Source organism: Phyllobacterium trifolii (assembly GCF_014192095.1).
Lineage (GTDB): Bacteria > Pseudomonadota > Alphaproteobacteria > Rhizobiales > Rhizobiaceae > Phyllobacterium > Phyllobacterium trifolii.
Genome location: NZ_JACHXN010000026.1, coordinates 61,528 through 74,245 on the forward strand (window position 1 = coordinate 61,528; position 12,718 = coordinate 74,245).

Annotated in this window: 9 protein-coding genes and 1 pseudogene; 9 read left to right on the top strand and 1 reads right to left on the bottom strand. The window is 54.7% G+C overall.

Going from position 1 to position 12,718, the window contains the following annotated elements; all coding sequences use genetic code 11:
- Positions 1-200 precede the first annotated feature (200 nt).
- From FHS21_RS26335 to FHS21_RS26345, 3 genes are all read left to right on the top strand, one after another.
- Positions 201-3,374, top strand: coding sequence for an efflux RND transporter permease subunit (locus FHS21_RS26335; RefSeq protein WP_112532630.1), 3,174 nt, complete (start codon positions 201-203; stop codon positions 3,372-3,374).
- 164 nt (positions 3,375-3,538) lie between these two features.
- Positions 3,539-4,618: an efflux RND transporter periplasmic adaptor subunit gene (locus FHS21_RS26340; protein WP_246411214.1), complete on the top strand. Its 1,080-nt coding sequence runs from the start codon at positions 3,539-3,541 to the stop codon at positions 4,616-4,618.
- A gap of 65 nt (positions 4,619-4,683) precedes the next feature.
- Complete coding sequence (locus tag FHS21_RS26345) at positions 4,684-5,238, top strand: DUF3455 domain-containing protein (protein ID WP_246411215.1); 555 nt, start codon at positions 4,684-4,686, stop codon at positions 5,236-5,238.
- A gap of 965 nt (positions 5,239-6,203) precedes the next feature.
- Here FHS21_RS26345 and FHS21_RS26350 read toward each other — a convergent pair.
- Positions 6,204-6,782, bottom strand: a complete 579-nt coding sequence (locus FHS21_RS26350) for a winged helix-turn-helix domain-containing protein (protein WP_183664849.1) — start codon at positions 6,780-6,782, stop codon at positions 6,204-6,206.
- Positions 6,783-7,102: 320 nt separating this feature from the next.
- Between FHS21_RS26350 and FHS21_RS31680 the strand changes: the two are divergent.
- The 6 genes and pseudogenes from FHS21_RS31680 to FHS21_RS26375 form a co-directional block, all read left to right on the top strand.
- Positions 7,103-7,237 (top strand): annotated as a pseudogene (locus FHS21_RS31680) (LacI family DNA-binding transcriptional regulator); the annotation flags it as partial.
- Positions 7,238-7,315: 78 nt separating this feature from the next.
- Entirely contained in the window at positions 7,316-8,107 is a 792-nt protein-coding gene (locus tag FHS21_RS26355; RefSeq protein WP_162702169.1) for a LacI family DNA-binding transcriptional regulator, read from the top strand.
- A gap of 247 nt (positions 8,108-8,354) precedes the next feature.
- Positions 8,355-9,212, top strand: coding sequence for a carbohydrate ABC transporter permease (locus tag FHS21_RS26360; RefSeq protein WP_162702171.1), 858 nt, complete (start codon positions 8,355-8,357; stop codon positions 9,210-9,212).
- On the top strand, positions 9,212-10,072 hold the full coding sequence (locus tag FHS21_RS26365) for a carbohydrate ABC transporter permease (protein WP_183664851.1): 861 nt from the start codon (positions 9,212-9,214) through the stop codon (positions 10,070-10,072). The genes FHS21_RS26360 and FHS21_RS26365 overlap by 1 nt, the downstream gene beginning before the upstream one ends.
- Before the next feature lie 18 nt (positions 10,073-10,090).
- Positions 10,091-11,428, top strand: coding sequence for an extracellular solute-binding protein (locus FHS21_RS26370; protein ID WP_183664853.1), 1,338 nt, complete (start codon positions 10,091-10,093; stop codon positions 11,426-11,428).
- Positions 11,429-11,645: 217 nt separating this feature from the next.
- The coding region (locus FHS21_RS26375) for a nitrogen regulation protein NR(II) (RefSeq protein WP_512699178.1) at positions 11,646-12,718 on the top strand (1,073 nt) is incomplete at its 3' end.

Genomic DNA, 12,718 nt, shown 5'->3' on the forward strand with positions numbered 1-12,718 from the left:
CCGATGCCAATGCGCCGAAGAATCTTGACGATGTCTACCGGAGCCTTATTCGCCGACAGACTCAGCATTCTTATTGCATTTGCCAGTTGCCGTCTTGACTACGCCTCTCGCGGACAGAACCGCTCGGGCCGGACAAATTGCCGATGGGTGGAACTCTTCCGCCCTCACTCTTCCTGCACAACAGGGGTTTCGGAATAGATATGGGTATAGTTCGGTTCGCGCTGCGGTTCCCGCACACATTCTACGTGTTAGCCGCCTTAATACTTTTTCTTGGCGGAGTCGCAAGTTACGAGATGCGAACGGATATCTTCCCGGAAATCAACATTCCGGTTGTATCGGTGATCTGGAGCTATGGCGGTCTCAGCACACCTGAAATGGAGCAGCGCGTCACCACCTATAGTCAGTATGCAATCAGCTCCAACGTCAATGGCATCAAGAATATCGAAGCGCAGACCCTAGGCGGGCTGTCGATACAGAAGATCTATTTTCAGCAGGACGTGAATCTTGATCTCGCAATTGCGCAGATTGTGTCGGCGACAAACGCCATCCGCGCGCTTTTGCCAGCAGGAATCCAGGCGCCGCTCGTGGTGCAATTCAATGCCTCCAGCGTGCCCGTCCTGCAGATCAGCCTGAGTTCCGATACACTCAACGAGCAACAGCTGTACGACTATGGCATCTATCGCATTCGCCAGCAGTTGGCGCCAATCCCCGGTATCACATTGCCAACCCCCGCTGGCGGGAAATACCGGCAAATCATGGTTGACCTGGACCCGTCGAAGCTGCTCGCCAAGGGTCTCACGCCACTCGACGTCGTCAACGCCGTCAACACGCAAAATCTGACGCTACCGTCTGGAACGGCCAAGATCGGCGATACTCAATACGTTGTGCGCACGAACGCGACGCCGGCGACAATCGATGAACTCAACGACATTCCGGTCAAAGTAGTCAATGGGGCTACGGTTTTCGTAAAAGATGTCGGTCAGGTTCATGATGGCTGGCTTGTTCAGCAAAACGTCGTTCGTCAGGACGGGCGTCGTTCAGTCCTTCTAAGTGTCATCAAGAATGGCAATGCTTCAACTTTGGATGTGGTCAATGCTGTCCGGCGAGCATTGGTTACGGCACGTGCGTCGGCGCCTCCCGGTATGGAGATCAAGGAGATCTTTGATCAGTCGGTGTTCGTCAAGCAATCCATTGCAGGCGTGCTTCGCGAAGGCGCCATCGCGGCTGCCCTTACTGCCCTAATGATCCTGCTGTTTCTGGGATCGTGGCGATCGACATTGGTCGTCATGATAACCATACCGCTTGCGATCCTGTCATCGGTCATTGCTCTGTACTTCCTCGGCGAGACTCTCAACACGATGACGCTCGGCGGCCTCGCGCTTGCCGTGGGTATCCTTGTCGACGATTCGACGGTCACCATCGAGAACACCCATCGGTTGCTCACTGAAGAAGGACAAACGCTGCCGCAGGCGACGCTGCACGGAGCGGCAGGCATTGCTGTGCCGACGCTGGTGTCGACCTTGGCCATCAGCTGCGTGTTCACGTCCGTGGTTTTCCTTGAGGGACCGGCCAAATATTTGTTCACGCCGCTTGGCATGGCAGTCGTGTTCGCCATGCTGGCGTCCTATGCCCTTTCGAGGACCCTCACCCCGATCACGATTGGTCTGTTGCTCAAGGGTGAGCGGCATGGCACTACGAAAAATTGGTTCTCCCGCTTTCATGCCAGGTTCGAGCATGGATTCGAGGCGATGCGTGTCCGCTATGTCGGGCTGTTGACGTTGCTGCTTACACGTCGGTTGATCATGCCGGTCGTCGCCGTCCTGGTCCTTGCCCTTGGAACCACCTTGCTGATCTTCGTCGGTCGGGACTTCTATCCTGCGATCGATGGAGGCCAAATCCAACTTCATGTTCGTGCGCCCGCTGGAACGCGGATTGAGACGACAGAGCGCATCTTCCAGCAAGTCGAGGAAAAGATTCGCGAGATCGTTCCCGACAGCGACCGCCAGCTTGTCGTCGACAATATCGGGCTCCCAGCCCGAGCGTATAACCTGGCGTTCACCGACGGCTCGACGATCGGCGTCAATGATGGCGTTATCCTTGTCGCCCTCAAGCCTGGCCACGCGCCTACTGCCGACTATGTGCGCAAATTGCGATCAGCGTTGCCGGAAGCGTTTCCAGATGTGCTGTTCTATTTTCAGTCGGCCGACATCGTCACACAGATTCTCAATTTTGGCCTCCCCGCACAAATCGATGTCCGCACCGTCGGATACGACCGTGCCACAAACCTGCGGGTGGCAACGGAGCTCCAGCGGCGCATCGCCGCCATTCCGGGCGTCGTGGACGCCCACCTCCAACAGGAAGTTAACGCGCCGGCGTTCGACACTACGATCGATCGCACGCGCGCAGCGCAACTCGGCCTCAATGCAGACACCATCGCCACGAACATCAATGTTAGCCTGAGTTCCTCGGAACAGGTCTCGCCCAATTTCTGGACTGATCCAACGACCGGTATTCCGTACTATCTCGCTGTTCAGACACCTGAACCAAAAATTAGCTCACTGAACGACCTCGGCAATACGCCTGTGTCCTCAACTATATCCGCAGCCGGTAATCAGATACCAGGACTGCTCAGCAATGTCGCAACATTCAAGCGAAGCAGCATCGCAACCAACAGTAACCAGGCGAATATCCAGCCTCTCTATGAAGTCTTCGCAAGCGTTCAGGGCCGCGATCTCGGGAGCGTTTCCAACCAGATCAACGTAATAGTGACGGATATGCAGAAGCAGCTTTCTCCGGGCAATTCCATTCAGGTCGCTGGCCAGATCCAGAGCATGAACGACGCTTTCTGGGATCTTGGTATCGGTCTCCTGTTCGCGGCGGTGTTCGTTTATATGTTGATGGTCGTGAACTACCAGAATTTCGGTGATCCGTTCGTCGTCATCCTGGCGTTGCCTGCAACCTTGTGCGGCATCCTAGTCATGCTCTTTGTCACGGGAACAACCCTTAACGTGCCCTCTCTTATGGGAGCGATCATGGCCGTAGGCGTCGCGTCCGCTAATTCGATCTTGCTGGTCACGTTCGCCAGAGAGCAGCAATTAACGGGCAAGCCAGCGTTCCAGGCAGCGATCGACGCCGGTCATACACGCATCAGGCCTGTGCTAATGACTGCAGCAGCGATGATTGTCGGCATGATCCCAATGGCCATAGGTGGCGCCGGCGAGGAACAGAATGCCGCTTTGGCGCGCGCTGTCATCGGCGGCCTGCTGTTCGCGACTCCTACGACACTCCTCTTCGTCCCGTACCTGTTTGCAATGCTTCGCGGAGGACAGGACGGCAAGGCGGCCCACGGCGTATTCAACGAGGAACTAGCATGAAACCCTTAGAACCGTCAGATCGGCGCATCGACCAGATTTATAATCCACAACCGCAAGTGTCGCGCAGGTGGGGAGGCTGGCTTATTGGGCTTGGCACGCTGCTCGGGCTTGTCGCGTTACTCTGTTTCGGTGCGTGGGGATATCATTCGCGGGCCGAGGAAGTTATGGCCACTGCCGTTCAGCTCCGCGATTTCGTGCCATCTGTGCACGTCGCTGAGATAAAGCCGAGTACCGACACCGTAACCGTTAGTCTCCCGGCGACCACCGCAGCCTTCGACGACGTCGAAATCTTTGCACGAGCCAGCGGCTATGTCGAACAACGTGAAGTTGATATCGGAGATCATGTAAAGAAAGGCCAATTGCTCGCCAAGATTGCCGTGCCGGAACTCGATGACCAAATCCTGGAAGCCCAAGCTACCTTGGGGCAACTCCAGGCAGCTTTGAAACAGGCTCAGGCTAATTCTGACCTCGCACAGGTCACATGGGATCGCGATAAACCGCTGGTCGCCAAAGGCTGGATTACACAGCAGCAGGGTACCATTGATGTGCAGACCCTAAAGGCGCAACAGGCGACGGTAGGTGTCGCGCAGGCAAATGTGACGGCTCAGCAAGATCAACTTGAGGTGCTGAGCCAGCAACAACTCTATCAGCAGGTTGTAGCGCCCTTTGATGGCATCATTACACAGCGTAACATTGACAAGGGTAGCCTTGTGCAGGCCGACACGACCAGCGGCACCTTCATGTTCGCCATCATGCAGGGAGACGTGATCCGTACGCAAGTCTTCGTGCCACAGGACGAAGCATTCGGGGTTAGCCCCGGTGACAAGGCCAGTATCGAGGTTCCCGAGACCCCGGGCCATATTTTTTCCGGGACCGTAACGCGAATAGCCGATTCATTGCAGCCGGGGACCCGCACTTTGCTGACTGAAATCGACGTGCCCAATCCTGACGGTCTCCTCACACCAGGAATCTACTGCACCGTCCAGCTCCAGATTCCGCGCAAGACGCCAAGCCTGTCGGTGCCCGCTGACGCCCTCATCTTCAACGCAAATGGATTGCAGGTGGCCGTCGTTGAGGATGGCATTGTTCACATAAGAAAAGTATCTGTGGCGAGAGATCTGGGAACGACCATCGAAGTTAAGGATGGCCTCAAGCAAGGTGACAAGGTCATTCGTAACCCGCCAGTGCAACTGGTGGAAGGTAGTAAAGTCCGCGTTAACACCGAAACCGTCGCACCAGCTTGATCAGGAGTCCGGCTCGCTCGACGATAATTGCGACAAAGAATATGCAGATGCTCAAGGAAAACGGATTGGCCCAACCCCAGCTCAAATCTGACGATGCCTTGTCCAGTGCTTCCACGCACTTTCATCCAGCATTGGTAATCATGACGGCTGCAGTCTTGCTTTTCGCTCCCGCCGCTCATGCAGCTGAAGTTCCGGCAGGCTTCGACACAGATCGATTGACGGTTGTTGCGAATGTCCATGCCGAAGGGGTTCAGGTGTATGAGTGCAAGGAAGATCGAGCAGGAAAAACACAGTGGCAGTTTCGCGAGCCCCTTGCGACGCTCATTCAAGATGGGGTCACCGTTGGCCGGCATTTTAGCGGTCCATCATGGGAATTTACCGATGGAAGCAGTGTCATCGGCAGAGTCGAAGCCGAGGCGCCGGGTGCGACGAAGGATGATATCCCCTGGCTAATGTTGCGGGTCATGAAACGAGGTGGCGACGGCGTTCTGACAAACGTTATCGCCGTGCAGCGGCTGGACACGCACGGCGGCCTATATTCGGGCCGTTGCGGAACTGAGGGAGCATTTCATGTTGAACCCTACTCTGCACAATATGTTTTCCTCACGGGCCGACGTTGAGCCGACCAGTTCTCACGGTACGATCACAGTAATATTATACTAAAATCAGCAATGTGTATGATTTAAATCACTAAAAGTTAGCAACAAATTGTTATTGTTCATGACATATGTAATTGTGTTATGAACATTTCCATGAACATGGACGAATTATATTTGTCAAAAAAGTGTTTTGTCCGACTTATTGTGGCAAAATATGTAACATAAATATTATTTTTTGTTAATTTGACTCGTTATTTATAGTCTATATTATGGACTTGCAGACCGAGAACCGCCGGCGGTGGAGTTATATATCCAGCGTGACGCGACGGAACTGGACGGTCCGATAAAAGGAGGGTGCCAAGATGCCCTCAATACTTAGGAGACGCCAAAATGCGCTCTTTTATCTTCAGAACTGCAATCGCTGCCCTCTTAATTTCCACTCCGTTCGCTAGCGCTTATGCCGCTTCGGGCGGTTCGCACGGCTCCCACGACTCGGGCGGATCGCGCGCCTCCCATGAGGGGAGATCCGTTAGCAATACTCGTGAGAATTTCGACCGTATAGGACTCCATGACGAGTCGAATGAGGGCAACACCACCAGCCCGTCCTACCTCTTCGGGAGCCGCATGGATACGCATTCCATGTTTCACCTGAATTAAGTGAGGTATGGCACCAGATAGGTGCGAAATCGCTCCCGGTACGCCCGGGGGCGATTTCGGATTCTGTCGCAAATTCTCCCCGCTGCCGTGTTCCTCGCCATGTCGGTGAGCACCGTAACGAGCCGCCTTACATGCGCCCGGATCATGCTGGCTGAAAAAACTTCGGGATATGAGAGACGCGAGCCAACAAGAAAGGGGCAGCAGGCCGGTTTCAGCACTGCTGCCCAAGGAAGCGACCGCGAGGGAGGGCAACGATCGCCGGGGGGACTCTGTAGGGAGGTAAGCTCACTCAGACATGAGGCGTGGCATCGAAATTCCGGTGCTGAGGGCTAGTTCGATTTGCCCGCACTCGATTGAACCGTCAGCCAATGCGCAGATAGTTCACCCGCCACTACATAAGGCTGCTGCGCTTGCAACGTCGCAAGAGCGTTACGCAACAGTTGAACACCTAATTGCACCTGTCCTTCTGCAAAGATCAACGCATCCGCTGGCTTAGCATCGGGTATTCGCGGCAGCAGTAAATCTGGCCAGTCGACGGAGCGAGGTGAATCCATCGAGCTAACCTTCGCAACGAAACAGTACCCGCGTCCTGGAACACTCACTATGTAACGAGGTCCAGTCTTCGAATCCCCCAGCGCTTTTCGCAGATTTGCAATGTGCACGCGCAAATTCGTGTCCTCCACTACAACGTTGGGCCATGCCCGATTGATTAACTCTTTGTGAGAAACAACTTCACCCGGTCGCTCAACGAGGGCCATAAGGATTTCGAGCGCGCGGCTACTGATGGAAAGCGGCGTCCCGTTTTGCTGAAGAAGCCTCTGGTGCGCGGAAAGTTGAAAGGGACCAAAAACGAAAACGTTGCCTGCCGAACCGCTTTTAGACGAACTGATGGCAGAATTCTGCGTCATTGCTCCGGTCTCCTTTTTCTTCGCAAAAGCGGTTCACCTCCACGGCAGGACATGAACAGGTCACCCTTAGGGCGCAGCTGCTAGGTCACCATCGCACAGAGATTGCGCCGAGGTGCTGCATTTTTGGCGCATGCTCTTTCAAATAGGGTGCAACGTCTATGGTGACGCGTGTGGATTGCCCAATCTGCATAGTCATACGAACGATTTCAAATTTGGAACCTCAACCCTAACATAACAAAACAAGTTGCGCAACATCTTGCGCTAAATACGCAATTTTGGTAGGTAGATTACAGCAATGTTGCTGGGCAGGATCTTGGTCAATGGCGAGGAAACGCGTTACGTTACAGGACCTTGCCGACGCACTCGGCATTTCGAAATTTTCGGTTTCGAGAGCTCTATCTGGCAAACCGGGCGTCGGGGAAGGTACCCGGCGAAGAGTCGAAGGCGCGGCCAGGGAGATGGGCTATCCTCTTGTGACTGAACAGGCCCAAAACCGAGGACAGATTTGGTTTTTGCGCCGGGAGATTGATCGTGTGAGCACGGAACTGTGGTCAAATATCCTCCTTGGCGCGGAACAGGAGGCCGAGGCTTACGGTTTTACCGTAATTTCAAAGCAGGCCCACAGCCTCCTGGATGGGCCGGTAGATGAGGCCGTAGTAGGGTTGATCCTTGCAATACCTTACCCGGAAGAGCTCTCCGGGATCGCGAGCCGGTCCAACCTGCCAGTGGTTTGCTCAGGATATGCAGGTCCGCTGGAGCACATTGATCAAGTCTCGGGTGCAGACTGGGAAGCTGGTGTCACGATCGCGCGCTACCTGGCAGCGTTAGGGCATCGCAAGTTCGCATTCGTCCACGGAGACGCAAGGTTGTTAGGCCGGGCCGAAAGATTTAGGGGATTGTGCGATGGAGCAAAGGAGTTTGATGGAACTGTAGACGATCTTGTCTTCGATGAACAAGCGGGGCTGCGCAAGCCGCTCCTTGATTACATGGATGCCGGCGGCAAACCGTCCGCACTATTTTGCGCTCATGACGGCATAGCTGTGAGTGTTATTTCGGAACTGGCCCTCCTTGGAATTCGTGTGCCTGAAGATGTTTCGGTGGTTGGCTTCAATGATTTCATATCGGCCTCGCAGGTCGCACCCCGCTTGACAACAATACGAACACCTCATGTCGAAATGGGAGCAGCGATGACCCGCTGCATTGTTGACAGAGCCTCGAATTCCCGCTTTCGAACAGTCCCTCCTTTACGCATAAACCTTGTGCCGGAACTGATCATACGCGAGTCGACGGGTCCGGCTTCGCTGGTGCCGTGGGAGCGAAAGTAACGGATAGCTTCAGCAGCCTGCCACGGTGGGTCCACTTGATCACAATTATTAAGGAGACACTGCGAGGTTAATCGGCGAAAGTATACCTCACCCAATAATGGCGAACGAAGGTGGCAGCGAGCAGCCGCACAGCAGCCAAGTGGTGAGGGGCCGAGGGATGAGGCACCACGATCGACAGCACGGGAGCGCCACTACGCCCTCTAGTCAGGGAGTTCGGCCGCGAAATTATCTCGTGCAAATTGCTAAATTGGCTGACTTTTGTTTCATTCCGTTCACCACATTGCCCACCATAGTCCTTAGCGCGGCAGTATTCGGTGTTCCGTTATTGCTGTCATTGATCATGAGCTTCGTCGCCTGGTCGATTGACCAACCTGTTTCGGAAGCTCAGTTTGTGGGCCTGCGAAACTATAGGGACCTTTTCGCAGATCGGGTGTTCGTCGCAAGCCTCTGGCTTACGCTTGGATATACCTCTGCAACGGTCAGCCTCGAAATTCTGATCGGGCTGGCAATCGCCCTGCTTCTAAATCTGGATCTTCCGTTCATCCGTATCTTTCGAACGGCATTGATAGTCCCGATGATGGTCACCCCGATCGTCGCTGCGCTTTGTTGGAAACTCCTCCTCGACCCAACCTATGGACTTGTCGACTATCTAATCGGATCGCCGGTCATCTGGCTCGGCGACCCGACGCTGGCACTCATCACAGTGGGCGGAGTGAACGTGTGGCAGAACGCACCGTTCGTGGCGCTCCTCATCCTGGCGGGTCTGCAGTCCGTGCCGAAGGAGATAATGGAAGCGGCAAGGATCGACGGCGCGACCAAGACGGCACTGTTCCGTCATATAACTTTGCCGCTTTTGTCGCCCTATTTGCTGGTGGCGATGCTCCTACGGATCATCTTTGAGTTCAGGGCCTTCGACAATGTCTACGTGATGACCGCAGGAGGGCCTGCGAACGCGACGTTGGTACTCTCCATTTACGTCTATCACACGTCCTTCTTCAGCTTCGATCTCACGCTGGCTTCGGCTGCGTCGTGGATTATGCTGTTGATCGTCCTGACAGTCTCCCTGCTCCTGATAGCAGCCATACGTCAAAAGGAACCCGACTGATGAGATCCCTGTCGCACACAGGCTACAGGAAAGGATGCTACTACGCCTTCGTGTATGGCGCATTGATCTGCTTGCTTGTAATCTTCCTGCTGCCGCTGCTTTGGGTACTTGGATTGTCCTTGAAGACACGCGAGCAGATTTTCACGACACCGCCACTCTTTCTGTGGTGGCCGACCATGGAGAACTATTTCGCGGTCTTGTCTGAGGGGAACTTTCTGGTTTCCTTCTGGAACAGCTTTTTGGTGACCACCTCGACAGTTTTGGTCTCCCTGTTTGCTGGCATACCTGCGGCCTATACCATCGCCCGATTCCGCTTCCCCGGTCGCAAACTCATCTTCTTTTCGCTGCTCATCATGCGGATGCTGCCGCCAATTGCGGCACTTTTGCCATTATATGTGATGTTCAGTCTTGTGGGACTGAACAGCTCCAGGACGGGCCTCATCCTGGCCTATACGACATTCAGTCTACCCGTGATTGTTTGGGTCACGCGCGACTTCTTCAAAAGTGTGCCGCGCGACTTGGAAGAAGCGGCCTATATGGACGGCGCGTCCCGGACGGGGGCTTTCCTCAAGATCGCCTTGCCCTTGGCCAAACCGGGAATCACAACCGCGGCCATCTTGTCGCTGCTCCTTGCCTGGAACGACTTCATCTTCGCGGCCATTCTCACCAATAACGCCACGCGAACATCGCCGGTCCTCCTGAGCACTTACGCCGGTAGCGAGACCGGGACCGATTGGGGAGCCATCGCGGCATCCGGCATTCTGGTTCTCCTGCCCGTGATCGTGTTCTCGCTGATCGTTCAAAGGCACCTTGTACCTGGCTTGTCGTCAGGAGCGATAAATGATGCTAGAATTCCCTGACGGGTGATGGAGGGAGCCATGTCCAGTTCGAGCAAGGCTGGTCTGATCAATCGGCGCACGTTGCTTGGATCGACTTTGGCCGGCATCAATCTGGCCGCACTCGGCTCGTCGACGACAGCCCGCGCGGAGCTTGGAAAAAAGCCTTCAAAGCTCGTTGTCCTCGGCGACAACGCCTCATGGAAGGGAACGATCCTCCAAGACGCGATTCCCGCCTTTAAAAATGACACGGGCATAGACGTCGAATACGTGCAGTTGCCCATAGACGCTCTGGTCGTACGGTGCCGGGCCGAAATGTCCGGCCAAGAACCCACGAGCTTCGATATTGTGCAGATGGGCTCCTCCATGGTCGGATGGATGCACGCTTATGTTGAGGATCACAATCGTTTGTTGGCGTCCGCTGCCGGCAAACATGCATCCGATTTCGACATGGGTGATTTTTCGCCCCGAACGATCGATGCTGTATCCGTTGACGGCAAGCTATGCGGCATTCCATATCGGGGAACTATCTATATACTCCACTACCAAAAGGAATTGCTCGAGGCCGCAGGCTTTTCCAGCCCACCGTCGACTTTCGCCGAATTCCAGGCCGCTGCGGCTGCTTTGACAAAGTCAGGTGCGCCCCTCCGGTACGGGTTGGGAACATGCGCTCGTCAGGGGCCGGCGATCAGCAACCACTTCACTCCGTTCCTGTTGTCTTCGGGTGGTTCGTTCTACGATCTGAAGACGCGGAAGATCATGATCGATACAGAGGAATCCATCAGTGCGTTGGAATATTATGCGGACTTGATAACAAAGCACAGGGTCATGCCTCCGGAGGCAGTGACCTGGGAATGGGACGAGATCATTGCGAACGGCCAGAACGACCGTTATGCCATGGCCGTCACGCTGAACGCGACGGGGACTCTACTGAACAAATCGAAAGCGTCTAAAACAGCCGGGCGGTGGGGTTGGACAGTCGTGCCGGGAGCTCAGAAACGCGAACAGACCAAGAGCATGTTTTTTGTATGGTCGTTCGCTGTGCCATCAGCATCAAAGAATAAAGAATGGGCTTTCGAATTCATTCAACACATTACGAGCAAGGAATGGGCCCGGCGGTCAATGGAAAAGGGAAATGCTTCGGCTCGACTGTCCGTTTTGACCGATCCCGAGATCGTCGAAGCATATGGCTGGACCGCAGCGGCCGCCGAGCAGATGAAGACCGCCGAGCCCAACCCGAATGACGCCAATTGGCCCTCACTCGAGCTTGATCTCCGCACGGGCATTTCAAGCACGCTGCAAGGTCAAACGACAGCCAGAGACGCGTTGCAGACCGTCGCTGACAGTTGGAGGCGCAAATTCAATCGCTTGAGGTTATGATGTAACGTCGACAGCCCTTCGTGCCGAAGTTCATTCATCCAATCCAAAAAAATCAACCGTTTGATCGCATATTCCAAAAAGCTCACCCGGCGTTTACTGCTCTAGCGCCGATGAAAGCCCCCTGCTGATCCCAATGACTTAACAATTCTTAACATCTCGAAACTTTCCTTTCTTCTTCAACGGGCATTTCCTTGCAACGAAACGGTTGAAGGGGGTGATGATGTCTACAAACGGAAGAAAGTCAGCGGTTGTGACACAGGGTCTCGGTGCAGCCATAGCTCAGTATCTGGCAGCCGACCGTTTCAACGCCCTCATCAATTCTGCATCCCAATCGAAGTTTTTGCGACCCGCTGCTGCTATTATTGCGGCAGTCGTTTTCCTGCTGGACGCATTGACATCGTTGGACATCGCCATTGCGGTGCTCTACGTGCTCGTGGTCTTGCTCTCGCTTAATTTTGCGACCCAGACAGGGCTCATTCTGATCGGTGCTGGCTGTATCGGACTCACCGTTTTGGGGTTTATGATTTCGCATGGCGAAGGGCTGCCCGCACTCGAAGGTTCGATGGGCCGTTGCTTCGTCAGCCTTGCTGCCATCGGGATCACAACATTCCTTGCTTTCAGGGTGAAAGCTGCGATCGGTGTTTTGGCCGAAAGTGAACAGCGTTACCGCACTATTTTTCTGGCGACGGGTGTCGGCATCCTCCAGATGGATTTCACAGGCCTCAAAGACGCTATCGACAAGCTCAAGGTTGATGGCGTGCGGGACATCGATCATGCGCAAACGCTTGATCCGGGATTTCTTTACAAGGTGCCAAAAACCACAAAGCTGATCAACGCGAATGATACAGCTCTGACAATGTTCAATGTCGCCAATATCGACGCTCTTGAAGCCGTTCTGCCCGAACTTATTACAGCGGATATGGACAAACTCCTTGCGGCGATCTGGTCCGGCAAGTCGAGCTATGAAGCCGAAACGGTGATCAACAATGCGGAAGGCCGGCAGCTGGTCGTTTTATACAATGTCGCTTTCCCCGCAAATCGCCCGGCTCTCGATATGGTCTTGATCAGCATCATGGATGTCACGGCGAGACGGGAAGCCGAAAACCAGCTTCATGCAGCGCGAACGGAGTTGGCGCATGTCGCCCGCGTGGCCACTCTTGGAGAGTTAACCGTATCGATCGCTCATGAACTCAACCAGCCTTTGGCCGCCGTGGTCACCAACGGAGGCGCCGGCTTGCGATGGCTCAAGCGGGATGTACCGGACTTGGAGAAAGTTCAGTCTTCGATGGT

Bases quoted from the DNA above. Each gene is read 5' to 3' on its own strand.
- FHS21_RS26335 (WP_112532630.1), top strand. From the start codon at position 201: ATGGGTATAGTTCGGTTCGCGCTGCGGTTCCCGCACACATTCTACGTG.
- FHS21_RS26340 (WP_246411214.1), top strand. From the start codon at position 3,539: ATGGCCACTGCCGTTCAGCTCCGCGATTTCGTGCCATCTGTGCACGTC.
- FHS21_RS26350 (WP_183664849.1), bottom strand. From the start codon at position 6,782: ATGACGCAGAATTCTGCCATCAGTTCGTCTAAAAGCGGTTCGGCAGGC.
- FHS21_RS26365 (WP_183664851.1), top strand. From the start codon at position 9,212: ATGAGATCCCTGTCGCACACAGGCTACAGGAAAGGATGCTACTACGCC.
- FHS21_RS26370 (WP_183664853.1), top strand. From the start codon at position 10,091: ATGTCCAGTTCGAGCAAGGCTGGTCTGATCAATCGGCGCACGTTGCTT.